Annotated in this window: 20 protein-coding genes, 2 tRNA genes and 1 pseudogene; 8 read left to right on the top strand and 15 right to left on the bottom strand. The window is 71.6% G+C overall.

The genetic code is table 11. The annotated features are described in order from the left end of the window. Nucleotide 1: 1 nt before the first annotated feature. The 5 genes from pdxS to pgsA all read right to left on the bottom strand — a co-directional run bounded on the left by pdxS (nt 2) and on the right by pgsA (nt 4,647). Nucleotides 2-922 (bottom strand): pyridoxal 5'-phosphate synthase lyase subunit PdxS, encoded by a 921-nt coding sequence (pdxS, locus tag AB0I52_RS20110; RefSeq protein WP_363074365.1) that lies wholly within the window; start codon nt 920-922, stop codon nt 2-4. 172 nt (nt 923-1,094) lie between these two features. Further along, nucleotides 1,095-1,640, bottom strand: coding sequence for a hypothetical protein (locus AB0I52_RS20105; RefSeq protein WP_362967061.1), 546 nt, complete (start codon nt 1,638-1,640; stop codon nt 1,095-1,097). Between the two features lie 119 nt (nt 1,641-1,759). After that, nucleotides 1,760-2,920, bottom strand: a complete 1,161-nt coding sequence (locus AB0I52_RS20100) for a glycosyltransferase family 4 protein (protein WP_363027691.1) — start codon at nt 2,918-2,920, stop codon at nt 1,760-1,762. 120 nt (nt 2,921-3,040) lie between these two features. Continuing rightward, nucleotides 3,041-3,970: a phosphatidylinositol mannoside acyltransferase gene (locus tag AB0I52_RS20095; RefSeq protein WP_363074363.1), complete on the bottom strand. Its 930-nt coding sequence runs from the start codon at nt 3,968-3,970 to the stop codon at nt 3,041-3,043. Then, nucleotides 3,967-4,647, bottom strand: a complete 681-nt coding sequence (gene pgsA, locus AB0I52_RS20090; RefSeq protein WP_363074361.1) for a phosphatidylinositol phosphate synthase — start codon at nt 4,645-4,647, stop codon at nt 3,967-3,969. The genes AB0I52_RS20095 and pgsA overlap by 4 nt, the downstream gene beginning before the upstream one ends. 290 nt (nt 4,648-4,937) lie before the next feature. Here pgsA and AB0I52_RS20085 point away from each other — a divergent pair, with 290 nt between their 5' ends. Both AB0I52_RS20085 and AB0I52_RS20080 read left to right on the top strand, forming a co-directional pair. Next, nucleotides 4,938-7,163, top strand: a complete 2,226-nt coding sequence (locus AB0I52_RS20085; protein ID WP_363074359.1) for an elongation factor G-like protein EF-G2 — start codon at nt 4,938-4,940, stop codon at nt 7,161-7,163. Between the two features lie 148 nt (nt 7,164-7,311). Further along, nucleotides 7,312-8,982, top strand: a complete 1,671-nt coding sequence (locus AB0I52_RS20080; RefSeq protein ID WP_363074357.1) for a hypothetical protein — start codon at nt 7,312-7,314, stop codon at nt 8,980-8,982. 135 nt (nt 8,983-9,117) lie between these two features. On the opposite strand, the gene AB0I52_RS20075 is transcribed toward AB0I52_RS20080, so the two are convergent. Then, nucleotides 9,118-9,675, bottom strand: coding sequence for an HIT domain-containing protein (locus tag AB0I52_RS20075; RefSeq protein ID WP_363074355.1), 558 nt, complete (start codon nt 9,673-9,675; stop codon nt 9,118-9,120). A 66-nt stretch (nt 9,676-9,741) separates the two neighbouring features. Here AB0I52_RS20075 and AB0I52_RS20070 point away from each other — a divergent pair, with 66 nt between their 5' ends. Further along, complete coding sequence (locus tag AB0I52_RS20070; RefSeq protein WP_363074353.1) at nt 9,742-10,419, top strand: potassium channel family protein; 678 nt, start codon at nt 9,742-9,744, stop codon at nt 10,417-10,419. Between the two features lie 26 nt (nt 10,420-10,445). Here the strand turns inward: AB0I52_RS20070 and thrS are convergent, their stop codons facing one another. Next, nucleotides 10,446-12,422 carry a threonine--tRNA ligase gene (thrS, locus tag AB0I52_RS20065; protein ID WP_363074351.1) on the bottom strand — a complete coding sequence of 659 codons (1,977 nt, stop codon included), beginning with the start codon at nt 12,420-12,422 and terminating at the stop codon, nt 10,446-10,448. Between the two features lie 250 nt (nt 12,423-12,672). Between thrS and AB0I52_RS20060 the strand changes: the two genes are divergently transcribed. Beyond that, nucleotides 12,673-13,386: a 3'-5' exonuclease gene (locus tag AB0I52_RS20060; RefSeq protein ID WP_363074349.1), complete on the top strand. Its 714-nt coding sequence runs from the start codon at nt 12,673-12,675 to the stop codon at nt 13,384-13,386. Between the two features lie 97 nt (nt 13,387-13,483). On the opposite strand, the gene AB0I52_RS20055 is transcribed toward AB0I52_RS20060, so the two are convergent. Further along, nucleotides 13,484-13,555, bottom strand: a tRNA-Val gene (locus AB0I52_RS20055). A 39-nt stretch (nt 13,556-13,594) separates the two neighbouring features. Next, nucleotides 13,595-14,041 carry an SRPBCC family protein gene (locus tag AB0I52_RS20050; RefSeq protein WP_363074347.1) on the bottom strand — a complete coding sequence of 149 codons (447 nt, stop codon included), beginning with the start codon at nt 14,039-14,041 and terminating at the stop codon, nt 13,595-13,597. 83 nt (nt 14,042-14,124) lie between these two features. On the opposite strand from AB0I52_RS20050, the gene AB0I52_RS20045 reads away from it, so the two are divergent. Continuing rightward, complete coding sequence (locus AB0I52_RS20045) at nt 14,125-16,623, top strand: hypothetical protein (RefSeq protein WP_363074345.1); 2,499 nt, start codon at nt 14,125-14,127, stop codon at nt 16,621-16,623. A gap of 174 nt (nt 16,624-16,797) precedes the next feature. Here AB0I52_RS20045 and AB0I52_RS20040 read toward each other — a convergent pair. Both AB0I52_RS20040 and AB0I52_RS20035 read right to left on the bottom strand, forming a co-directional pair. After that, nucleotides 16,798-16,869 (bottom strand) — tRNA-Val (locus AB0I52_RS20040). A 54-nt stretch (nt 16,870-16,923) separates the two neighbouring features. Then, on the bottom strand, nt 16,924-17,415 hold the full coding sequence (locus AB0I52_RS20035; RefSeq protein ID WP_363074343.1) for a TIGR02611 family protein: 492 nt from the start codon (nt 17,413-17,415) through the stop codon (nt 16,924-16,926). Between the two features lie 190 nt (nt 17,416-17,605). Here AB0I52_RS20035 and AB0I52_RS20030 point away from each other — a divergent pair, with 190 nt between their 5' ends. Together AB0I52_RS20030 and AB0I52_RS20025 are read left to right on the top strand one after the other, a co-directional pair. Beyond that, nucleotides 17,606-18,019, top strand: a complete 414-nt coding sequence (locus tag AB0I52_RS20030) for an SsgA family sporulation/cell division regulator (protein WP_003959770.1) — start codon at nt 17,606-17,608, stop codon at nt 18,017-18,019. Nucleotides 18,020-18,300: 281 nt separating this feature from the next. After that, nucleotides 18,301-18,876: pseudogene (locus AB0I52_RS20025) on the top strand (CGNR zinc finger domain-containing protein); the annotation flags it as partial. A gap of 318 nt (nt 18,877-19,194) precedes the next feature. Here the strand turns inward: AB0I52_RS20025 and AB0I52_RS20020 are convergent. The 3 genes from AB0I52_RS20020 to AB0I52_RS20010 form a co-directional block, all read right to left on the bottom strand. After that, the gene (locus AB0I52_RS20020) at nt 19,195-20,166 is read right to left on the bottom strand and encodes an acetylxylan esterase (RefSeq protein WP_363074341.1); all 972 of its coding nucleotides are present in this window, start codon (nt 20,164-20,166) and stop codon (nt 19,195-19,197) included. A 76-nt stretch (nt 20,167-20,242) separates the two neighbouring features. After that, nucleotides 20,243-21,259: a LacI family DNA-binding transcriptional regulator gene (locus tag AB0I52_RS20015; RefSeq protein ID WP_363074339.1), complete on the bottom strand. Its 1,017-nt coding sequence runs from the start codon at nt 21,257-21,259 to the stop codon at nt 20,243-20,245. Nucleotides 21,260-21,529: 270 nt separating this feature from the next. Next, nucleotides 21,530-21,994 (bottom strand): hypothetical protein, encoded by a 465-nt coding sequence (locus AB0I52_RS20010; RefSeq protein WP_363074337.1) that lies wholly within the window; start codon nt 21,992-21,994, stop codon nt 21,530-21,532. A gap of 203 nt (nt 21,995-22,197) precedes the next feature. Here AB0I52_RS20010 and AB0I52_RS20005 point away from each other — a divergent pair, with 203 nt between their 5' ends. Then, the gene (locus AB0I52_RS20005; protein ID WP_363074335.1) at nt 22,198-22,713 is read left to right on the top strand and encodes a DsbA family protein; all 516 of its coding nucleotides are present in this window, start codon (nt 22,198-22,200) and stop codon (nt 22,711-22,713) included. A gap of 22 nt (nt 22,714-22,735) precedes the next feature. On the opposite strand, the gene AB0I52_RS20000 is transcribed toward AB0I52_RS20005, so the two are convergent. Next, complete coding sequence (locus tag AB0I52_RS20000; protein WP_363074333.1) at nt 22,736-23,572, bottom strand: GNAT family N-acetyltransferase; 837 nt, start codon at nt 23,570-23,572, stop codon at nt 22,736-22,738. Between the last annotated feature and the right edge of the window lie 92 nt (nt 23,573-23,664).

Here is a 23,664-nt window from a genome sequence, read left to right as displayed (position 1 = left end):
GCTACCAGCCACGGTTGGCGTAGCGCTCGGTCTCGGGCAGGGTGTCGCAGTTGATGCCGACCATGGCCTCGCCCAGGTTGCGGGAGGCGTCCGCGATGACCTTCGGGTCGTCGAAGAACGTGGTGGCCTTCACGATGGCGGCGGCGCGCTTGGCCGGGTCGCCGGACTTGAAGATGCCGGAGCCGACGAAGACGCCCTCGGCGCCCAGCTGACGCATCAGCGCGGCGTCCGCGGGGGTGGCGACGCCGCCCGCGGAGAAGAGGACGACGGGCAGCTTGCCGAGCTCGGCGACCTCCTTGACCAGCTCGTACGGGGCGCGGAGGTCCTTGGCGGCGGCGTACAGCTCGTTGTTGTCGTAGCCGCGCAGCCGGGCGATCTCGTTCTTGATCTGGCGCAGGTGACGGACGGCCTCGACGACGTTGCCGGTGCCGGCCTCGCCCTTCGAGCGGATCATGGCCGCGCCCTCGGCGATGCGGCGCAGGGCTTCGCCCAGGTTGGTGGCGCCGCAGACGAACGGGGTGGTGAAGGCGAACTTGTCGCTGTGGTTGACCTCGTCGGCCGGGGTGAGCACCTCGGACTCGTCGATGTAGTCGACGCCGAGGGACTGCAGGACCTGGGCCTCGACGAAGTGTCCGATGCGGGACTTCGCCATGACCGGGATGGAGACGGCCTCGATGATCTCCTCGATCATGTCCGGGTCGGACATCCGGGCCACGCCGCCGTCCTTACGGATGTCGGCGGGCACCCGCTCCAGGGCCATGACGGCCACGGCGCCCGCGTCCTCGGCGATCTTCGCCTGCTCGGCATTGACGACGTCCATGATCACGCCGCCCTTGAGCTGCTCGGCCATGCCGCGCTTGACGCGGGCCGTGCCGGTCGCCGGGGAGTCAGCGGACTGCGGGGTGGTGGGAAGCGTGGACACGGATCGACCTCACTGGGAGAAAAGACGCTGGGCGTGCATGGGGTGATGCACTGCTGAGCAAACTCTCCGGGACCGGTCCACAGCAAGGGCCAATAGGAGGCCGGTGGATCGTTTTGGGCCGGCGGCGAACGGGCCGGGGCCGTTCTCCCGGGCCCCGATCGCGCCGCGGGCGTCAGCTGACCGGACGGGCGGCGAGGGCGACCGGCGGCTCGTCGTCCATCTCGAAGGCGAGCGGGAACGGGGCGTGGCCGGCCAGCCGGAACCAGCGCACCGTGCGGTGGCGGCGCAGCGCTCGGGCGGCCCGCACCGCGTCGTTGTGGAAGCGGCGCGCCATCGGGACCCGGCGGACGGCGGCGGCCAGTTCGGACGCGGCCTCCTCGCCGCCCGGGATCTCCTTCACGGCCTCCACCTGCGCCGGTTCGCCGAACACCGCGCGCAGGGCGGTGCTCAGTTCGCTCTCGGCGACCTCGCGGTGCTCCTCCTCCGCCTGACGGGCGGCGTGCGCGGCCTCGTACAGGACGATGGAGGCGGCCGGGTCGAGGACACCGGACGTGGCGAGTTCCTGGGTGACCGACGCGCGGCGCAGCAGTTGTGCGTCGAGCGCGGCGCGGGCCGCGTCGATACGGGTGTGCAGCCGGTCGAGCCGGCCCGCGGTCCAGCTGAGGTAGAGGCCGATCGCGACGAGCACGACGACGGTCCAGATAAGGGTTTCGGTCACGGGCCGAAGGCTACCGGTGACCGGGCACCGTACGGCCTCCTCGGCCGGCGGGGGAGCCTGCGGAAGAGCCGCCGGGGAACGGCGGACGGCTCAGGGCCGCCGGGCGGCCCGACGGCCGCTCAGTCCCGTGCCAAGCCGAACCTGGCCCGCAGCCCGGTGCGTTCGTCCGCCGCGACCGACGCGGCCCCGTCCGCCACCGTCTCGTACACCGCGAGGATGTCCGCCCCCACGGTCGACCAGTCGAAGCGCCGCACATGGGCGCTGCCGCGCTCGCGCAGCTCCGCGCGCCGCTCCGGGTCGCCCAGCAGCCGGACCGCTGCCGCCGCCAGGGCGTCCGCGTCCTCGTTGGCGAAGAGTTCGCCCGCCGCGCCCAGGTCCAGAACCTGCGCGAAGGCGTCCAGATCGCTGGCCAGGACCGGCGCCCCCGCCGACATGGCCTCGACCAGGATGATGCCGAAGCTCTCGCCGCCGGTGTTGGGCGCGACGTACACGTCGACGCTGCGCAGCAGCCGCGCCTTGTCCTCGTCGCTCACCATGCCGAGGAACTCGACCCGCTCGCGCATCTCCTTCGGCAGCGAGGCGACGGCCTCCTCCTCGTCGCCCCGGCCGGCCACCAGCAGCCTGGTGTCCGGGCGGGCGGCCAGGATCGCGGGCAGTGCCCGCATCAGGACGGGCAGGCCCTTGCGGGGCTCGTCGATGCGCCCGATGAAGCCGATCGTGCCGCCCTGCCACTCGGGCCTGGGCTCGGCCGCGGCGAAGAACCCGACGTCGACACCGTTCGGGATGACCACGGCGTCGCCGCCCAGATGCTCGACCAGGGTGCGGCGCGCGTACTCGCTGACCGCGATGCGCGCGCTGATCTTCTCCAGCGCCGGCTGGAGGATCGGATAGGCGGCGATCATCGCCCGGGAGCGCGGATTGGACGTGTGGAACGTGGCGACGATCGGCCCCTGCGCGGCCCAGCAGGTCAGCAGCCCCAGCGAGGGCGAGGTCGGCTCATGGATGTGGATCACGTCGAACGTGCCGTCGTGCAGCCAGCGCCGCACCCGTGCCGCGGACAGGAAACCGAAGTTCAGCCGGGCCACGGAACCGTTGTACGGGACGGGCACGGCACGGCCCGCGGACACCACGTACGGCGGGAGCGGCGTCTCGTCGTCGGCCGGGGCCAGCACGGACACCTGGTGGCCGAGCCGGATCAGGTGCTCGGCCAGATCACGGATGTGGAACTGCACTCCGCCCGGTACGTCCCAGGAGTACGGGCAGACGATGCCGATCTTCACTGCTAGGGCCTTTCGGTTGGGTCAGGCCGCCCCCCGCGAGCCCGGCATGACCCGATCGCGACAACGCGGCGAGCGTGCGTGCCAGGCGTCGCGCGCCGGACGGGACTTCGCGGACACGGCCTAGTCTCCGAGGGGTTCGAGGTCGGCGAGCCAGAGCCGTTGCAGCATGTGCCAGTCCTCCGGGTGCTCGGCGATTCCCCGGGCGAAGGCATCGGCCAGCGCCTGTGTCATGACGGACGTCCGCTGCGCGCGGTCACCCGAGCCGGGAACCTCGACGGGGGGATGAACTCGCGCCCTCATCACCGGCGTGTCGTCGTAATGGAGCGTGACCGGCAGCAGCAGCGCCCCGGTCTGCTGGGCGAGCAGCGCGGGACCGGCCGGCATCCGGGCCGTGTCGCCGAAGAACGTCACCTCGACGCCGGAGTCCGACAGATCGCGGTCGGCGACCAGACAGACCAGGCCGCCCGCCCGCAGCCGCTGCGCCAGCGTGCCGAACGCGGTCCCGCCGTTGTGCGCCAGGACCTCCATGCCCAGTCCCTCGCGGTACGCCACGAACCGGTCGTACAGCGACTCCGGCTTCAGCCGCTCGGCGACCGTGGTGAACGGGACCTTCAGATCCGTGGTGACCCACGCACCCGCCAGGTCCCAGTTACCCAGGTGCGGCAGGGCGAGGATGACGCCGCGCCCGGCGTCGAGGCCCTCGGTCAGCCGGTGCGCGTCCGTCACGTCGATGGAGTCCTTGATCCGCCGCGCACTCCAGGTGGGCAGCCGGAACGACTCCATCCAGTACCGCATGTACGAGCGCATCCCGGCCTTGGACAGCTCGGCGAGGCGGGCCGGGCTCGCGTCCGGCACGACCCGCGCCAGATTCGACTCCAGCCGCAGCACGCTCTTGCCGCGCCGCTTCCACACCTGGTCGGCGATGGTGCGGAAGAGCGCCCGCGCGGCCGGTTCGGGAAGCTTCTTGACCGCGGCCCAGCCGAGTCCGTACAGCCCGTCGCTGATCCGTTCCTTGGGACCGGGCCTCGCGTCCCCGAGGGCGCGGCTCACTGAGTGGCCTCGCTCCCCCGGTCCGCCGCGGCCGACTCGGCGGCGGCCGCGTCGGCCTCCGCGGACTCGCGGCGCACCGTCACGACTCGCTGCACGAGCGTCACCAGGCTGCCCGCCGCGACGAACCAGAGCGCGATCGGGAGGAGGTGCTCGATCCAGGGCACTCCGAACTTGTGCAGCCCGGCGAGCCCGGCCGCCACGAGGGAGATCACCAGCCGCTCGGCCCGCTCCACGAGCCCGTTGACCGCGACCGGCAGACCGATCGACTCACCGCGTGCCTTGGTGTACGAGACCACCTGGCCGCTCGCGAGGCAGAAGATCGCGACCGCGCACAGGACGTTGTCGTCGCCGCTGCCCGCGTACCAGAGGGCGAAGCCGGCGAAGATCGCCCCGTCGGCCACCCGGTCGAGCGTCGAGTCGAGGAACGCGCCCCACCGGCTGGAGATGCCGGCCTGCCGCGCCATGTTCCCGTCGACGAGGTCGGAGAACACGAAGATCGTGATGACGATCGTGCCCCAGAAGAACTCCCCCATCGGGAAGAAGACCAGCGCACCTGCCATCACCCCGGCCGTGCCGATCAGAGTGACCGCGTCAGGACTCACGCCGAGACGGAGCAGCAGTGCGGCGAACGGCGTGAGGACACGCGTGAAGAATGCACGCGCGTACTTGTTCAGCATGGCCTTCCCGAGGGTTCGGTGGGCCGCGTGGCCCCATCGGCCACCGGCTGGCCCATCGTAGTCACGACTGTCGCAGTCCACCGTCCGGGCACCCCCGGCCTTCCGGGACCGGCTGCCCGGACCGTGCCGCGGCGTGCGACATATGGACGCGGCTCGGAGACAGTGGAAAGCTCGGAAGTACCGCGGGCGTCGCCGAAGCCGCCGCGGCGGCTCCCCTCTGCCCGTGCCCACTCCCCATCCCGCGCCCGGCGGTTCTCCCGCCCGGCGCCACCATCTGGGAGGAACGCACCATGGGCGACAAGGCACACGCACACACCGGGGCCGCCGGAAGAGCGGCGACGGCCGGCCACCCCTCCTCCATACGGAACGTGGTGCTGGTCGGCCACAGCGGCTCGGGCAAGACCACTCTCGTCGAGGCCCTCGCACAGACCGCGGGCGCGGTCAACCGGGCCGGCCGGGTCGAGGACGGCAGTACGGTCTCCGACCACGACGGGATCGAGCACCGGCAGCAACGCTCCGTACAGCTCTCCCTGGTCCCCGTCGAATGGGGCGGGGTCAAGATCAACCTGCTGGACACCCCCGGCTACGCGGATTTCGTCGGGGAGCTCAGGGCCGGTCTGCGGGCGGCGGACGCGGCCCTCTTCGTTGTCTCGGCGGCCCAGGAGGCCGACGCCGTGGCCGGTGCCACCCGCGCCGTCTGGGAGGAGTGCGCCGCCGTCGGTATGCCGCGCGCCATCGTCGTCACCCACCTCGACACCGCCCGCACCCCGTTCGACGCGATGACGCGGATCTGCGGGGAGATCTTCGGCGGTGACGACCCCGACGCCGTGCTCCCGCTGCACCTGCCCGTGCACGGGCCCGAGGGCTCCGACGGCCACGCCCCGCTGACCGGGCTCACCGGACTGCTCTCCCAGCGGATCTTCGACTACTCCGGGGGCGAGCGGAAGGAGAAGCCGCCCGCCGAGGCCCAGCGGGGCCCCCTGGCCGACGCCCGCGACCGGCTCATCGAAGGGATCATCGCCGAGAGCGAGGACGAGACCCTGATGGACCGCTACCTCGGCGGCGCGGACATCGACATCAAGACACTCGTCGACGACCTGGAGCGCGCCGTCGCCCGCGGCGCTTTCCACCCGGTCCTCACCGCCGCCCCCGCCGCCGAGGGCGCCCGTCAGGGCGTCGGCACCGTCGAACTCCTCGACCTGATCACCGGCGGCTTCCCTACCCCGCTCGAACACCCGCTGCCCGCCGTCACCACCCTGCACGGCGCCCCGCTCCCCGCCCTCGCCTGCGACGCCCGGGGACCGCTGGTGGCCGAGGTCGTCAAGACGGCCTCCGACCCCTACGTCGGCCGGCTCTCCCTGGTACGCGTCTTCTCCGGCACCCTGCGCTCCGACGACACCGTGCACGTGTTCGGCCACGGGCTCACCGACCCCGGCCACGAGGCCCGCCCCTTCCATGAGGCCGAGATCCGCGTCGGCGCGCTCTCCTCACCGTTCGGCAAGCAGCAGCGCCCGCTCACCGAGTGCGTCGCCGGGGATCTCGCCTGCGTCGCCCGGCTGGGCACCGCGGAGACCGGCGACACCCTGTCCGACCCGGACCGCCCACTGCTGATGGAGCCCTGGACCATGCCTGACCCGCTGCTGCCGCTCGCCATCGAGGCACACGGCAAGGCGGACGAGGACAAGCTCTCCGAGGGCCTCGCGCGGCTCGTCGCCGAGGACCCCACCATGCGCCTGGAGCAGAACCAGGACACCCATCAGGTGGTCCTGTGGTGCCTCGGCGAGGCCCATCTGGACGTGGCGCTCGACCGGCTGCGCGGCCGGTACGCGGTCCAGGTCGACGCGGTCCCCCACCGCGTCGCCCTGCGCGAGACGTTCGCGGGCCCGTCCACCGGACGGGGCCGGCACGTCAAACAGTCCGGCGGCCACGGCCAGTACGCCATCTGCGAGATCGACGTCGAGCCCCTGCCACCGGGTTCCGGCATCGAGTTCGTCGACAAGGTGGTCGGCGGATCGGTACCGCGCCAGTTCATCCCGTCCGTCGAGAAGGGCGTCCGTACGCAGGCCGCCCACGGCGTCGCCACCGGACATCCGCTCGTCGACCTGCGGGTCACCCTGCGGGACGGGAAGTCCCACTCCGTGGACTCCTCCGACGCCGCCTTCCAGACCGCCGGCGCCCTGGCCCTGCGCGAGGCGGCCGCTGACACCCGTATCCAGCTGCTCGAACCCGTCGCCGAGATCCGCGTCCTCGTCCCCGACGCATGCGTCGGCCCGGTGATGAGCGATCTCTCGGGCCGCCGCGGCCGGGTGGTCGGCACCGAGCAGTCCGGGCCCGGACGCACCCTCGTACGGGCCGAGGTGCCGGAGCTGGAGATCGGCCGGTACGCGGTCGACCTGCGCTCCCTGTCCCACGGCGCCGGCCGCTTCGACCGCTCGTACGCCCGCCACGAAGCCATGCCCGCGCACCTCTCGGACCGTATGCGCGAACAACAGCACAACGGCACGAACGGTACGTAGCACCCCGCGTCCCCCACGGTTGTCCACAGGGCCGGACACCGTATCGATCCGGACGATACGCTGTGGTCCCAGCTCAGAAAGTGTGCCGGGCACGGCAGTTGGGAAACAGCCGCATGAGCGGTTCCTTGGCGGGCGAGTGGGGGCGACAGTGGCCAACGACGGATTCGATTTTTCTCCCGGAGCACAGATTCCGCTCCAGGGGGCGGCGGGAGCCGCGGTGGCGACGAACGCCCTCGCCTCTGCCGCGTACCGCGACAGCCCGGTGGACGAGATCCTCAAGGCCAACAGCGAGTGGCACAAGTCCGAGGTGAAGGCCGGCCAGTCCAAGTTCTTCAAGTCCGACTACTTCAAGCCCAACCTCGGCGAGGCCTTCTCCCGCGCCGTTCAGGAGCGCACGCTGGGCGGCGCCCGTGGTGCGCTCATCCAGTCCTTCGGCAGCGATCCGCAGACCGTCGTCGAGCACTGCCTGTCCGCGTCCCGGCTCCGCAAGGCGCGCGACACCAAGCTCACCGCGGTGACCGCCCTGTTCGGCTTCCTCTTCCTGCCCGGGATGCTGCTGTGGATCATCGTGTTCCGGCTGCGCGACGGTCTCACCAACACCAAGGACAAGGGGCTCTCCGCCCTCGGTAACGCACTGCTGCCGATCATCGGGATCGCCGCGGTGTTCCTCCTGGTCAAAATGCCCCTCAACGGCTTCCTGGGGCTCTACGTACGCGCGATGGCCATCGCCCCCGTCATCGGTTGGCTGATCGCCAAGCGGATCGCCGAGGCCTCCGCCCAGGACATGCGCGTCCGCTGGGAAGGGCTCCTCTCCGGCGGCGGTGTCGTCGCCAAGATCCCCGAAGCCGTACCGAAGAACCCGAGCGAGACCGCCCGCGAGGCACTCCGGCAGGGCCTGGAGAAGCTCTCGGCCGAACAGCAGTCCAACTCGGTCTTCTACGCCGGCCCCAAGGGCATCCTCGGCATGGGCACCCGCTGGGGCAGCTGGCAGCTCGCCGAGGACCTCGTCTCCAAGGACCCCGGCAAGGAGTTCCACCAGTTCCGCAGCTGGGACCTGGTGCGCGTCATCCACGACCAGCTCAAGCAGCTGGAACGCGGCCCGCTGAACACGGGCGGCTTCCCCAAGCCCTCGGTCACGCACTGGATCGTGTCGCCCGTCGGTGAGAACGCCGGATCGGTCTCCCGCCCGGAGGGCGAGGACGTCGCCACCTTCCAGGTGAAGCCGCACGAGATACAGCGGATCTGCAACCACCAGCAGTTCGGCGGCGGCGACCGCCACTACCTCGGCGTCCAGTTCACCCTCTGGGACGGCCAGCTGGTCATCACCATGATGATCACCGTCACCGTGCTCTTCGAGACCTTGCGCATCGAGGTCACCGGACACGCCCTCGGCCCGGTCCACTCCCTCTTCACCAGCAAACCCGCAGCCAAGACGAAGACGGTCAACAAGACCGTCAAGTTCTGGGAGACCCGCAGCATAACGCTGGCGCTGGTCGAGTCCAGCGAGGTGGTCCGCCTCGCCCTGCGGGCCCCGTTCACCTGGTACCCGCCGCTGCTCGACTACCTCGGCGGCAAGATCGCCCTGCCGGAACCCTTCGGGCTGCGGCACGCCTGGGCCGAGAAGCCGTGGCGCCACCGCTTCATGGCGGACGATGCGATGCGTGCGGCCACCCCCGTCCTGCGGGTGGTGCACAACGCCGTCATCAAGGTGCTCGACGAGAACGGCGTCGACACCGAACGCTTCGGCAACCGCTCGTCGATACTGAGCGGAGCGGTCCAGGACCCGACCCCGCGCAAGGCCGACCTGTACGACGCGTAGACACCACCCTCGCGAACACGCGCAGGGCGCCCCGGGGAACCGGGGCGCCCTGCGCGGAAGCCGAGGGGGACGCCGGACCAGACGAATCAGACGGATCAGAGACGGATCAGAGACGGATCAGACGGACCAGACGAATCAGACGGGCCAGGCGTCGGCCAGCATCTTCCGGGTGTCGGCCAGCAACTGCGGCAGCACCTTGGTGTGGCCCACCACCGGCATGAAGTTGGTGTCACCGCCCCAGCGGGGCACCAGATGCTGGTGCAGGTGTGCGGCGATGCCGGCGCCGGCCACCGCGCCCTGGTTCATGCCGATGTTGAATCCGTGCGCCCCCGACGCCGCACGCAGCGCGGTCATCGCACGCTTGGTGAAATCGGCGAGCTCCACCGTCTCCGGACCGTCCAGCTCGGTGTAGTCCGCGACGTGCCGGTACGGCACCACCATCAGATGCCCACCGTTGTACGGGTAGAGATTCAGCACGGCGTAGACCTTCTCGCCGCGCGCGACGACAAGCCCGTCCTCGTCCGACATCGACGGAATCGCACAGAACGGACAGCCGTCGCCGGCCTCCGAACCGGTCGGCTTGTTCTCGCCCTGGATGTACGCCATCCGGTGGGGCGTCCACAGGCGCTGGAACGCGTCGGGCGTCCCCACTCCGATCTGCTGCTCCGGCTCACTCGTCATGCCGATCAGCATATTGCTTACCCCGTGCGGAGCGTGTCGCCGGGGCCGGACGCGTCCCCGCACCGCGATGCTTGGCCGATGAGCGACCGCGCCACGGCCCAGTCCACCCCCGCTCTGACCCGATGGGAGCAGCGCGCCGAGGCGCCGCTCTTCGTCGCCTCGATGCTGTTCCTGCTCGGCTACGCGACCCGTGTCCTCGCCCCGCACGACGCCGAGCCCTGGCGCGACATCTCCCTCGTCCTGGTCGGCGTCGCCTGGCTGCTCTTCGTCATCGACTACGCCGTCAGGATCCGGCTCAGCGGTCTCGGCCACCGCTTCGTCCGGGTGCACTGGCTGGACACGCTGGTGCTCCTCCTGCCACTGCTGCGGCCGCTGCGGATGGTCAAGGTCTACACGGCCGTCCAGCAGCGCCGCGACGAGCCCCGGCTGAGCCTGTACGCACGCGTGATGTCGTACGCCGGCATGACGTCCGTGCTGCTGGGCTTCTCGGCGGCCCTGGCCGTCTACCGCCTGGAGCGCGATGCCCCGGGTGCCTCGATCCGGACCTTCGGCGACGCGGTCTGGTGGGCGTGCGCGACGCTCACGACGGTGGGGTACGGGGACGCCGTACCCGTGACCCCGCTCGGCCGGGTTGTGGCAGCGGGTCTGATGGCCTGCGGGCTGGCGCTGCTGGGAGCGGTGACGGGTTCGTTCTCGTCGTGGCTGATCCAGGCGTTCCGCCGGGAGGACGAGAAGGGACCCCCGGCGAGCGGATAGCTCGCCGGGGGCCCCTTGCCGACCGATCAGACCTGGACGCGGTCCTGGACGGCCTTCGCGATCTTGGCGAGGGCGTCCTCGACCGGGATGCCGTTCTCCTGCGAACCGTCGCGGTAGCGGAAGGAGACGGCGCCGTTGGCCATGTCCTCGTCGCCCGCGATGATCATGAACGGCACCTTCGCCCGCTGCTGGTTGCGGATCTTCTTCTGCATCCGGTCCGACGAGGCGTCCACGTCGACCCGGAGCCCCTGCTTGCGGGCCTTGGCGGCGAACTCCTGGAGGTACGGGATGTGGGCGTCGCCGATCGGGATGCCGACGGCCTGGACGGGCGCCAGCCACACCGGAAACGCACCCGCGTAGTGCTCCAGCAGCACCGCGAAGAAGCGCTCGATGGAGCCGAACAGGGCGCGGTGGATCATGACCGGGCGCTGCTTGGTGCCATCGGGGCCGGTGTACTCCAGGTCGAAGCGCTCCGGCAGGTTGAAGTCGAGCTGGACGGTCGACATCTGCCAGGTCCGGCCGATGGCGTCCTTGCACTGCACCGAGATCTTCGGGCCGTAGAACGCGGCGCCGCCCGGGTCCGGGACCAGCGGCAGCCCCTGCTTCTCGGCGACCAGGCGCAGCGTCTCGGTGGCCTCGTCCCAGGCCTCGTCCGAGCCGACGAACTTCTCCGGGTCCTTGGTGGAGAGCTCCAGGTAGAAGTCGGTCAGACCGTAGTCGCGGAGCAGGTTCAGAACGAAGGTGAGCGTCCGGTCCAGCTCCTCGGCCATCTGCTCCTTGGTGCAGTAGATGTGCGCGTCGTCCTGCGTGAAGCCGCGCGAGCGGGTCAGGCCGTGCACGACGCCCGACTTCTCGTACCGGTACACCGTGCCGAACTCGAAGAGACGAAGCGGCAGTTCACGGTACGAACGGCCGCGGGCGTCGAAGATCAGGTTGTGCATCGGGCAGTTCATCGGCTTGAGGTAGTAGTCCACCCCGTCGTCGAGCTGCATGGGCGGGTACATGCCGTCGGCGTACCAGTCCAGGTGGCCGGACTTCTCGAAGAGCTTGCCCTTGGTGGCGTGCGGCGAGTAGACGAACTCGTAGCCCTCCTCCTCGTGGCGGCGCCGCGAGTAGTCCTCCATGGCCCGGCGGATGACGCCGCCCTTGGGGTGGAAGACCGCGAGGCCGGGGCCGATCTCGTCCGGGAAGGAGAAGAGGTCCAGCTCGCTGCCGAGCTTGCGGTGGTCGCGCTTGGCGGCCTCCTCCAGGAACTCCAGGTGCGCCTTCAGCTCGTCCTTGGTGGGCCAGGCGGTGCCGTAGATGCGCTGGAGCATGGGGTTCTTCTCGCTGCCGCGCCAGTAGGCGGCCGCGTTGCGCATCAGCTTGAACGCCGGGATGAACCGGGTGGTCGGCAGGTGCGGGCCCCGGCAGAGGTCCTTCCAGCACAGGTCCCCGGTCTTCGGGTCGAGGTTGTCGTAGATGGTCAGCTCGCCGCCGCCCACCTCGACGTCCGCGCCGTCGTCCGAGGAGGCGGAGCCCTTGATGCCGATGAGCTCCAGCTTGTACGGCTCGTCGGCCAGCTCCTCGCGGGCCGCCTCGTCCGTCACGACCCGGCGGGAGAACTTCTGGCCCCGCTTCTGGATCTCCTGCATCTTCTTCTCGATGGCCTTGAGGTCCTCGGGCGTGAACGGCTTCTCGACGTCGAAGTCGTAGTAGAAGCCGTCCTTGACCGGCGGGCCGATGCCGAGCTTGGCCTCGGGGTGCAGCTCCTGCACGGCCTGCGCCATGACGTGGGCGGTGGAGTGCCGGAGGATGCCGAGGCCGTCCTCGGACGAGATCAGGACGGGCTCCACGGTCTCGCCGTCGGCGACCACGTACGCGAGGTCCTTCAGTTCACCGGCGATGCGGGCGGCGACGACGGTGCGCTCGCCGGGGAAGAGCTCGGCTGCCGTAGTGCCCGTCGTCACCACGCGTTCTTCCCGCTCGGAATCGCGCTGGATGATCACACGGACGTCTGACACCGGTCTCTCCTGACTCAGGGGCGCACCGCATTCCTCTTGCGTGTGCAAGAGGAATCGTACCGAGCCGGTGGCCCTGTTAGCGAAAGGGCCGGGATTCGGCGGCCTCCGTCCGGCCGATCGCCCCTCCACCCGCACCGGCAGCCCCACGGATGGGCGGCCCGCGAACGGCGTACCGGGCAAAGGGTGCGGGTATCACCGAACCGGGCAGGGGAATCCCGCCATCTGCCGCTCGGGCGCGAGGAGTTCGGGGATGACTCACTGGTACGAGGGGCCACTGGCCGCTTTTGACACCGAGACGACGGGAGTCGACGTGGAGGGGGACCGGATCGTTTCGGCCGCCCTCGTCGTCCAGGACAGCGCCGGCGGGCGGATGCGCGTCACCCGCTGGCTGGTGAATCCGGGGGTGCCGGTGCCCCCGGGAGCGACGGAGATCCACGGGCTGACCGATGACCACCTCCAGCGCAACGGGCGGTGGCCCGCGCCGGTGGTGCAGGAGATAGCGACGGCCCTGGCCGAGCAGAGTGCGGCAGACCGTCCGCTGGTGGTGATGAACGCGCCGTTCGGCCTGACGCTTCTGGACCGGGAGCTGAAGCGGCACCGGGCGTCGTCGCTGGCCGGCTGCCTGGGAGACACGCCGTTGTGCGTGCTGGATCCACGGGTGCTCGACAGGCATCTGGACCGCTACCGCAAGGGCCGGCGCACACTCACGGATCTGTGCGAGCTGTACGGGGTGGCGCTGGACGGGGCGCACGACGCGGCGGCCTCGCTGGAGCTGGTCCGGGCGGTGGGGCGGCGGTTCGCCACCCGGCTGGAGCGGCTGACCCCGGCGGAGCTGCACACGCTCCAGGCGGTGTGGCACGCCGCCCAGGCGCGCGGTCCGCAGCCCTGGTTCACCAAGAGCGGCACGCCGGAGACGGTGGACCCGGCGTGGCCGTTGCGTCCGCAGCTGCGCGCCGCCGCGTGAGCGGGTGTGCGACCGGCGCTCCACGGGAAACGGCCACGGAGCCGGACACGCAGAGGCCGGTCCGTCGGTGTTGCTGACGGACCGGCCTCTCCCGGGGTGGGCGATACTGGTTTCGAACCAGTGACCTCTTCGGTGTGAACGAAGCGCTCTCCCACTGAGCTAATCGCCCGGGAACGGGTTGAACCATACAGGGATCGGCGGGTGTGGTTCAAACCGCTTCCAGCCGCGCCGCGAACCCCCGGCGTCCGGCCCGCATCATCAGGGCGTGATTGACCCGGAACACCGGGCGCCCCGGCAGCGCGAGCAGCCGCATCAGCCTCTTGCGCACCTCGACCTCCTGTTCGTACGTGGCACGGCTCCCGGTCCCGTGCGCGGTGACGGTCCAGCGGGCCCAGCCTTCGAGATCGCCGGTGATGGCGACTTCGAGGATCCCGGCGAGCGGGTCGCGGCGGCGCTCGCGGACCGTGATGACGAGGTCGTACGGGAGCAGGGAGCGGATGCGGGTGGTGCCGGAGGTGTCGTCGACCGGGGTGACCTCGCGGATCTGCGGCCACCATCGCGGGTAATGCTCCACCTGTCCCAGGAGCCGGTACACGGCGCCGGGCGGGGCGTCGAGGTCCCAGACGCTGACAAATCGGTAGTGACTCCAGTCCATGTGTCCAGGATGCGCATACTCAGCCGGGGAACTGAGTACCCGTGCGCATGTCCGAACGCATGACCGCCGCCACACTCGCGTTCATGACACATCTGCCTCCGCCTGCCGAGGAATTGGCACTCCTCGACCGCGAGCTCGCCGGGCTGGACCTGCGCCGGTCCCAGCTGCTGCACCGCCGCGCCTGGCTGCTGAGCGTCCTGCGGACGCCCGGCCCGCCGCCGGTCGCGCCACCTCCCGCGCCCTCGTTCCCGCCGCCGTTCGCGGTTCCGGGCCGGCCGTCCGTTCCCGCGGTCCGCACCCGTGGTCCGCAGAATGTGCTGCTCGCCCTCGGCGGACTGCTGCTGACGGTCGCGGCGATCGCGTTCACCCTGGTCGGCTGGGGCCAGTTGGGGATCGGCGGCCGCTCGGCGGTTCTGGCGACCGTCACGGCGGCATCCCTGGCCGCGCCTGCGGTGCTGCTGCGCCGAGGGCTGTCCTCGACGGCGGAGTCGCTCGCGGCCCTCGCGTCGGTCCTGATGGTGCTGGACGCGTACGCGCTGCATGAGGTGGCGCTTCCGCAGACGGGCGGCCTGGGCTACGCGGCGGCCGCTTCGGCGGTGCTGGCCGTGCTGTGGGCGGTGTACGGGCTGCTGCTCGGCGGGCTGCGGCTGCCGCTGCCCGCCGCGGTGCTCGGCGCGCAGTTGCCGCTGCTGCTGTGGGCGTGGGCGGAGCGGGCGGATGCCCTGGTGTTCGCGGGTGCGCTGCTGGCGACGGCGGCACTGGACTGTGCGATCGCGCTGCGGGGCAAGGGAGTCGCCCTGCGCGTGACGGCCTGCTCCGGTCTCTGGGTGACCGGTGGTGTGGGGCTGTTGCTGGCGCTGGTGAAGTCGCTGGTGGCCGATGCGCCGGCGGACGCGGTGGCGCCGGGGGCGCTGCTGCTGGCGGGTTCGGCGATCGCGCTGTGCGGGTCTCGGCGGGCACCGGCGGCGGTTGCGGTGGCCGGTGGCCTGGTGGCCGGTCTGGCGGCCGTGGCCGGCGTCGCCGGAGTGGTGGTCGCGGGAGTGCCCGGCGGCTGGGCGGTGCCGGTGTATCTGCTGTGCGGCGGGGCGCTGTCGGCCGGTGTACGGGCTCCGCTGGGGCGTCCGGCCGGGCAGGGGCTGTTGTGGGCGTCGGGGGTGGTGACGGCCGGATCGGTGCTGTTCTCGCTGCCGCCGGTCGCGGTGTCGCTGACGGGTCCGGTGGTACAGCTGGGCCGGGTGTGGTCGGGTGCGCCGCACGGCGGTGCCCGGGGTGCGACGGGTGCGGCGGGGCTGCCGTGGACGGAGATGGCCTCGGCCCCCGTTGTACTGCTCGTGGTGGCAGTGGTGCTCGCGGCGGCGTACCGGTCGTGGGAGGGCGTGCTGCGGTGGGCCGGTCCGGCGCTCTCCCCCGGGCCCTCGGCGCGGGGCGCTGTCGGGGCGACGGCTCCGGTGCTCGGCTGGGCGGGGCTGGCGGTGCTGCCGGCCGCGCTGGACACGTCGTACGCGGTGGCCGTTTCGGTGCAACTGGTGCTGGTCGCGGGTGTGTTCGCGGTGGCGGTGGTCGGGCTGCGGCGCGGGACGACGGGGGTGGCGCTGACGGCGTCGGTGTGCGGGGCGGTCGGTGCGGTGGACGTGACGCTGCTGTCGCTGGGCACGGAAGCGGCCACGTACGCGGTGTTCGGGACGTTGCTGGTGGCGCTCGTGGCGGCCGCGGTCGCGCTGGACGCTCCCGCGGCCCCGGCGTCGCGGCCGGACCGGGTGGCGGCGACCGTGCAGGCGGTGGCGGCGTGCGCGGCGGTGCTCTGCGGCGTCGTGCTGGCCGGTGCGTGCGGTGTCTCACTGGGGCTGGCGGCGCACCGGGCGGCTCCGCTGCTCCTGGCCGTGCCGGCGGTGACCGTGCTGCTGGGCGCCCGGCTGAAGGCGCACGCGGTGGCGCTGCCGGTCGAGCTGACCGGCGGTGCGGCGGCGCTGCCCGCTGTGGGCATGGCGGTGGGCGACCTGCCGTTCCTGGCTCTGGTGCTGGCCCTGTGCGCGGTGCTGGCGGCGGGCACGGCGTTGCGCCCTGAGCGGCGGCCGGTGGCCGGATACCTGGCGACGGTGCTGTTCGTGACGGCGGCCTGGGTCCGGCTGTCGGCGTCCGGGGTGTCGTCCCCGGAGGCGTACACCCTGCCGGTGACCGTGGCGGCGCTGGCGATCGGTGTGCTGCGCCGGCGCCGTGATCCCGCCGCGTCGTCGTGGACGGCGTACGGGGCTGCTCTGGCGGCGACACTGGTGCCGTCGCTCCTCGCCGCCTGGGCCGATCCGCACTGGCTGCGGCCGCTGCTGCTCGGTGCGGCGGCGCTGCTGATCACGCTGCTGGGGGCGCGGTGGCGGCTCCAGGCCCTCCTGGTGCTGGGCGGTGCGGTGCTGGCGCTGGACGCGTTGCACGAGCTCGCGCCGTATGTGGTCCAGGTGGTGGGTTCGATGCCGCGCTGGGTGGCTCCGGCGCTGGCCGGGGCGCTGCTGCTGGCGGTCGGGGCGACGTACGAGAAGCGGCTGCGCGACGCCCGGCGGCTGCGGGACGCCCTGGGCCGGATGCGGTGATGTGACCGCGTGGCCGGCCCGGGGCGCCCCCGAAAGCCTCGGACCGGTCAAAGCGGGGAGCGCCATCAGCGGCGTCAACGGTTGGGACGAGAAGCGTCGAGGCGCTTGAACAGCGCACCCGAGAACGCCGACGGCCCGGAAGCTCCAAGAAGCTTCCGGGCCGTCGGTCCGGGGTGGGCGATACTGGGTTCGAACCAGTGACCTCTTCGGTGTGAACGAAGCGCTCTCCCACTGAGCTAATCGCCCGGGCGCACGCCAAACATTACCCCATGTCAGCGGCGCCCCCCGACCGGCTCCGGGTCACTCGTGGATCTTCCACGGCATGACGATTCCGAACTTCCACACATAGATCCCCACCAGCACCGCGATGATCACCAGACCGATCACGGTGAGCGCGACGTTGCGCCGCCGGACCTTGGGATCGAGTGCCCGCCTGGCGGCCTCGGTGACCTTCCGCCGGGTCCAGCGCAGCACCAGCTGCGCCCAGACGAACTCGGTCGCCCAGATCGCCATGCCACCGAAGATCACCAGCCAGCCGGGGCCGGGCAGCGGCAGCATGATGATGCCCGCCACCACCACCGCGAGGCCGACCAGGAACACGCCGACCTGCCAGCTCAGGTGCAGCGCCCTGGAGGCCTTGATGAACCCGGGCGCCCTGGAGCCGAGCTCCGGGCCCTCCGTGGTCACGTCCCGCGCGACGTCCCCCGTCCCGCCGCCCGCCACGTCCCCCGTCGCGGGCGGCGGATCCGCCGGTGCGGCGGCTCCGTCCCGCTCGTCACTCTCCGCACTCATGGGGGTCAACCTACCGGAACGGCTTTCGTCACTGGAATGGCCGCGTGACCCAAAGTTACACACCGCTGTGCGAGCTACCTCAAGGATCACAAAACGGTCAGAGGGGTTTACAACGCCACCGTAGGTGGCATGTCGATTTCGCCGACGTGCGAATCCCCGAGCGCACACTGAGCGAAAGGCCCTGGCGCTTATGAACACCACGGTCAGCTGCGAGCTGCACCTGCGCCTCGTTGTGTCGAGCGAGTCCTCACTGCCTGTACCCGCGGGCCTGCGGTATGACACGGCCGATCCGTATGCCGTGCACGCCACCTTCCACACCGGAGCGGAGGAGACGGTCGAGTGGGTTTTCGCCCGCGACCTCCTTGCCGAGGGGCTGCACAGGCCCACCGGCACCGGAGACGTCCGCGTCTGGCCATCCCGTAGTCACGGCCAGGGCGTCGTCTGTATCGCGCTGAGCTCCCCGGAGGGCGAAGCCCTGCTCGAGGCCCCGGCACGGGCCCTGGAGTCGTTCCTGAAGAGGACCGACGCCGCGGTCCCGCCGGGTACCGAGCATCGTCACTTCGATCTCGATACGGAGCTCTCACACATCCTGGCCGAGAGCTGAGCCAGGCCGAGAACTGCACGACGCCGTCCGACTCGGGGAGACGGCGTCGCGCGGACAACCTCATACGGCAGAAACCGGCGCCGCCACCACGGAATCCACCGTGGTGGGGGCGCCGGTCCGCGTCCACGGGCTTACCCGCCCCGTGACCGGGGGCCGGGGCGGGTAAGCGCCCCCAGGGGCTCCGGAGGCCCTCCCTGACCCCTGGGGGCGACGCGGCCGAGCCAGTAGAGTCAGCCGGCATCGGTGGGCGCCCCGCCCGCCGGAGGCCAGGGAGCGAAAGCGTGCTGATCCCACACGACACCCGGATCGCCCTCGACACGGTGGTCGATCTGGTGAACACCGCGCCCGAGAGCGCGCAGCCGGAGGCCGGGGCACCGGCCGACGGGCTCGCCGGCATCCCCGCGCTCTACGCGTTCGCCGGGCGCCACCGCCTGAGCGGGGTGAACGAGCTCGACGAGAAGGACCTGCGGGCCGTGCACGACGTGCGGGCCCGGTTCGCGGCGGTCTTCGCGGCCTCCGAGGCACAGGTCGCCGCCTCGCTCGTCAACTCCCTGGTGGCCGCCGCGGGCACCACGCCGCAGCTCAGCAACCACGACGGCTACGACTGGCACGTGCACTACTTCGCGCCGGACGCCTCGATCGCCGACCACCTGGCGGCCGACTGCGGGATGGCCCTCGCGTTCATCATCGTGGCGGGCGAGACGGAGCGGCTGCGGCGCTGCGAGGCGCCGGACTGCCGGCACGCCTTCGTCGACCTCTCCCGCAACCGCTCCCGCCGCTACTGCTCCAGCCGCACCTGCGGTAACCGCTTGCACGTCGCCGCGTACCGGGCGCGCCGCAGGGAAGAAGCGGCCGGCGAGCCGTTCACAGCACGAAAAGATCATGCAACGCGGCCATCAGCAGCAGGCCGCCGATCACCGTGAGGAAGATCATCAGAGGAGGCTGGGAAAGCGCGAAGAGGCAGCCACGCGGCTCTTCGGCGGGGGGTGCGGGGGCATCGCCCCGGGAGGTGTCCACCATCTCCGGACGATCATGACGCAGACCGGTCCCTGTTGGTGATCAACACGGTTTTTTGTCACGGGAGTTCACCCCCCACGTGGTGACCGCAATCGCTCCGGCGTCCGATCCTCCGTCACGTATTCGGGAACGCCCGCGCTCCCCCGCCGCGTCGCCGGTCAGCCCAGGTCGCGCAGCATACGCAGCTGCACCCCTCGGTGGGCCGAGCCGCCGCCCTCGTGGTTGTTCCAGGGATAGACCTCGATCTCCTTGGGGCCCGCCCAGTGGTTGTAGGCGGCGAAGACGGTGGACGGCGGGCAGACGGTGTCCATCAGGGCAACCGAGTAGAGCGCCGGCACCGTCGCCCGGACGGCGAAGCTGATGCCGTCGAAGTACGAGAGGGTCCGGAACACCTGCTCGCCGACGCCGTGCTGGGCGGACAGGAAGCGGACGATCTCCTGGTACGGGTCCCGGTCGGTGATCTCCACGGCGCGCCGGAAATGCGTCAGGAACGGTACGTCGACGAGCGCGGCCCTGACGTGGGGGCTGAGGCCCGCCACCGCCTGCGCGATGCCGCCGCCCTGGCTGCCGCCGTGCACGACGATCCGGTCGGGGTCGACGGCCGGGTGGGTACGGGCCACCTCGACGGCGCGCACCGCGTCGGTGAACACCCGCCGGTAGTAGTACTCGTCGGGGTCGAGGATGCCGCGGGTCATGAAGCCGGGAGACTGGGGATTGCCGCCGCCGTGCGGGTCCGGGGTGGAGCCCGGCGAGTTGTTGTTGACGGCGCCCTGGCCCCGGGTGTCCACGAGCAGGGTGGCCCAGCCGGCGGCAGGCCACACCAGGTGGTCGTGCGGCAGCCCGCGCCCGCCGCCGTATCCCAGGTAGTGGACGACGGTGGGCAGGGGGCCCTCGGCGCCGGCGGGCACGTTCAGCCAGGCCCGTATGCGGTGCCCGCCCCAGCCGGCGAACGACACGTCATGGGCGACGACCCCGCTCAACGCCGCGTCGTGCACCGTGAACTCGGCGTCCAGCGGGTGCGCGGACGCCTCTTCCAGGGTGCGCCGCCAGAAGGCGTCGAAGTCGTCGGGCTCGCCGGGCTCCGGCCGGTAGGAGCGGAGTTGGTCCAGGGGCAGGTCGAACAAGGGCACGGCGTCTCCGTTTCGGGCAGGCGGAAGGGAACGGCACACGGGAACGGCAGAGGGAACGAAGGGCCGGGCGACGGCCTCAGCGGGGGGTGGAGCTCGATGCGCGCACGACGAGTTCCGGCTGGAGCACCACGCTGCGGTGCTCGTGGTGGCCGTCGTCGTCCGCCTCCTCCAGCAGGAGTTCGGCGGCCATCCGGCCCATCACGACCGCCGGCTGCCGGACCGAGGTGAGCGGTACGGCAGCGGCGGCGGCGAATTCGATGTCGTCGTAACCGACGATGGCGATGTCCTGCGGCACCCGCACCCCGGCCGCGTACAGGGCCTGCAGCACGCCGAGGGCGAGCAGGTCGTTCGCACAGAACACGGCTGTGGGGCGGGGCACCAGGCCGAGCAGCCGGGCCCCCGCGTCACGTCCCGCCGCAACGTCCAGCCGGTCGGAGGGGATCTCGACGAGTGCCTCGGGCTCCAGCCCCGCCTCGGCCAGCGCGGACAGCGCACCCGTGCGGCGGTCCCTGATCTGGTGCAGGTCGCCCGGTCCGCTGACGTAGGCCACCGAGCGGTGCCCGGCGGAGATCAGGTGCCCGACGGCCAGGGCGCCGCCCCGCACGTCGTCGACGGAGACCGCGCAGGTCCCGGTGCCGGACGCGACCCGGTCCACCAGGACGTAGGGAATCCGGTGGCGGCTGAAGGATTCGAGATTGTGGCCGGTCGCGTCGGCCGGCGTGACCAGAACGCCGCACACCCGCTGCTCCGCGAAGAGGCCCAGGTACTCGGCCTCTTCCGCGGGGCTCTGGCCGCTGTTGCAGACCATCACGCCGAGCCCCGCCTGCCGGGCGGCGCGCTCGGCCCCGCGGGCCACGTCGACGAAGAAGGGGTTGCCCATGTCCAGGACGAGGAGGGCCATGATCCGGCTGCGTCCCGCCCTGAGCTGGCGGGCTGATTCGCTGCGGACGTAGCCGAGGTCCTCGATGGCCGCCAGTACCCGCGCACGCGTCTCGGGGAGTACGGCCTCCGGCCGGTTGATCACATTGGACACCGTGCCCACGGAGACCCCGGCCTGCCGGGCCACATCCTTGATCCCTGCCACACGCGCCACTTGTCCTGCCCCACTGGTGCCCTTGGCCGCACTGGTCCAGCGGCGTCACCCCATCGTACGGACGGGCGTGAGTGAATTGATTCAATCCGTCCGGGACGCTAGCCCCCATCCCCGAACACCGTCAAGGATCATGCGTGAATCGATTCATACCGGCGGGGCTCCCGCACTGCGGCGGGCGGGCGGGCGTCACATGGCGCGCGCCACATGCGGCGCTCCCGACGCGGCGCTCCGGACGCCGCGCCTCAGATGCCGTGCTTCAGATGCCGTGCTTCAGATGCCGTGCTTCTTCAGGATGGCCTCGATGTCGCTGAAGTCGTCGCCCGATCCGTTCGCGGCGGCCTTCTGCTCCGGCTGCTTCTCCCGCTGCTGCGGCTGGACCGCCGGAAGGCCCGCTCCCAGGGCGGGGGCCGGGGCGGCCGGCTCCACCGCGCCGTCCCGCGCGGCACGGGCGGCCGCCTTGCGTTCCTTGCGGGTACCGCCACCGCGCCGTTCGACCGCGCGGGTCGTGATGAACAGCAGCCAGGCCACTCCCAGCAGGCCGAAGCCCAGCCAGACGCTCGGCTTGAACGCGATGTCCGTGACCCACTGGACGACACCGGTCAAAACCAGCCCGATCGGGACCAGGGAGTAGGCCGCGATCCTGGTCGCAGCGAGGAAGCGCTTCCGGTACGCGGTGACGGCGGCGATGCCCAGGCCCGCCGCGGACGCCGCGGAACAAATGGTCTCGGCAAGCATCGGTGCCTCCAGGCGCAGGGGAAACGTCCCTTCCATCCTGCACCTCTCAACGTACCCGGGGCCACGCCCGGAGCCCACATCAGGGACATATCAGGGCCGGGATCCTCCGCAGGTGCCGTGCGGGCGGGCTCCCGGGGCGTACGCACCGGCACCGGTACCGGTGCCGGTCGGGCCTCTCCCGCGCACCCTGGGAGACTGGGCCCATGAGTGAATCCACCCCCGCGGCACCGGTCGTCCTCGACCTCTGGTGCGAGCTCCAGTGCCCCGACTGCCACCACGCCCTCACCGATGTGCACGCCCTGCGGGCACGGTACGGCGACCGGATCGAGGTACGGCTGCGGCACTTCCCGCTGGAGAAGCACAAGCACGCCTACGCGGCCGCGCAGGCCGTCGAGGAGGCCGCCGCACAGGGCAAGGACTGGCCGTACATCGAGGCGGTGCTCGCCCGCACCGCCGACCTCGCCCGCACCGGCGAGCCGCTGCTGATCGAGGTGGCGGAGGAACTCGGCCTGGACGCCGAGGAGTTCGACACCGCCCTGATCGACGGCCGCCACCTGCTGATCGTCGACGCCGACCAGGCCGAGGGCAAAGCGATCGGAGTCACCGGCACCCCGACGTATGTGATCGGCGAGGAGCGGCTGGACGGCGGCAAGAGCCAGGAGGGTCTGCGCGAGCGGATCGAGGAGATCGCCGACCGGCTGCTCGCCGGACAGGGCTGAGGCCCCGGGACCGGCGGAGGGCCTACAGCTGCTTGGTCAGGTTGTACCGGGTCGGTTCGTAGCCCAGCGACTCGTACAGCCGGAGGGCGGGTGTGTTGGCCGTGACCACGTGCAGGCCCAGCCGCTCGTCGCCCGCCGCGAGCGCGATGCGCTCGGCCTGGAGCATCAGCGCCCGCCCGTATCCCCGGCCCCGGAACTCCTCGTGCACCTCCACGTCGAACACGTAGCCGACGAGCAGGCCGGGGTGCATCTCGAAGCGGGCCACCCAGACGTACCCCGCGGTCTCGCCCTCGTGGATCAGGAAGTGCAGATGGGTGCCCTCGGTGGCCAGGCCGTCCGGGAGGTGCCGGGAGTGGGAGGTCCGGGCGAGCTGAAGGGCGGTCTCCTCCGAGACGCCCCGGGTGATCAGGCTCTCCGCGTAGGCGGCGACGGCTCGGTCCTCCCACCGCGCGTACTCCCCGGGTGTCATCGGGCGTGCGGTCAGTCCGTCCGGCAGGGCCGGGGGAACCGACGGCAACGACTTGATCATGTTCCTGCTGCGCTCGGTGTAGCCGAGTGCGGAGGCGAGACGCCGCGCCGCGGTGTCGGCGGCGGGCACCTCCGTACGCACCTGGGTGCAGCCCCAGCCGCGCAGCACCTCTTCGGCCGCCAGGGCGGCGATGGTCCCCCGGCCGCGCCTGCGGACGGGCTCGTCGATCCGCAGGGACCGCAGCAGGCCCGCCGCACCGGCCGACCGCGGCTCCATGCCGATCTCGACGGCGCCGACGGGCCGCCCGTTGTCGCAGACGTCGTACGCGTGGTCCTGTGCGCCGTCGGCGCCCGGCTGAATCGGCCCGGAAGGCCGGAGTGTCGTGGTCATCAAGGGATTTCTATCCCCCGCACGCCGAACCGTCATCCGCTTTTACGGTCGTCCCCCGTGTTTCGCGGGCGGCGACGGCAGTTCGACGACAG

Origin of the sequence: Streptomyces sp. NPDC050423 (assembly GCF_040655445.1) — a bacterium.
GTDB lineage: Bacteria > Actinomycetota > Actinomycetes > Streptomycetales > Streptomycetaceae > Streptomyces.
Note: the sequence above shows the minus strand (reverse complement) of the source record. Positions and strands in the feature narration are given on the sequence as shown.

What these genes read in the sequence shown, in the direction of transcription:
- pgsA (WP_363074361.1), bottom strand. Translation starts at nt 4,647, where the DNA reads ATGCTGAACAAGTACGCGCGTGCATTCTTCACGCGTGTCCTCACGCCG.
- AB0I52_RS20085 (WP_363074359.1), top strand. Translation starts at nt 4,938, where the DNA reads ATGGGCGACAAGGCACACGCACACACCGGGGCCGCCGGAAGAGCGGCG.
- AB0I52_RS20075 (WP_363074355.1), bottom strand. Translation starts at nt 9,675, where the DNA reads ATGCTGATCGGCATGACGAGTGAGCCGGAGCAGCAGATCGGAGTGGGG.
- AB0I52_RS20070 (WP_363074353.1), top strand. Translation starts at nt 9,742, where the DNA reads ATGAGCGACCGCGCCACGGCCCAGTCCACCCCCGCTCTGACCCGATGG.
- AB0I52_RS20060 (WP_363074349.1), top strand. Translation starts at nt 12,673, where the DNA reads ATGACTCACTGGTACGAGGGGCCACTGGCCGCTTTTGACACCGAGACG.
- AB0I52_RS20050 (WP_363074347.1), bottom strand. Translation starts at nt 14,041, where the DNA reads ATGGACTGGAGTCACTACCGATTTGTCAGCGTCTGGGACCTCGACGCC.
- AB0I52_RS20045 (WP_363074345.1), top strand. Translation starts at nt 14,125, where the DNA reads ATGACACATCTGCCTCCGCCTGCCGAGGAATTGGCACTCCTCGACCGC.
- AB0I52_RS20035 (WP_363074343.1), bottom strand. Translation starts at nt 17,415, where the DNA reads ATGAGTGCGGAGAGTGACGAGCGGGACGGAGCCGCCGCACCGGCGGAT.
- AB0I52_RS20030 (WP_003959770.1), top strand. Translation starts at nt 17,606, where the DNA reads ATGAACACCACGGTCAGCTGCGAGCTGCACCTGCGCCTCGTTGTGTCG.
- AB0I52_RS20010 (WP_363074337.1), bottom strand. Translation starts at nt 21,994, where the DNA reads ATGCTTGCCGAGACCATTTGTTCCGCGGCGTCCGCGGCGGGCCTGGGC.
- AB0I52_RS20005 (WP_363074335.1), top strand. Translation starts at nt 22,198, where the DNA reads ATGAGTGAATCCACCCCCGCGGCACCGGTCGTCCTCGACCTCTGGTGC.
- AB0I52_RS20000 (WP_363074333.1), bottom strand. Translation starts at nt 23,572, where the DNA reads ATGACCACGACACTCCGGCCTTCCGGGCCGATTCAGCCGGGCGCCGAC.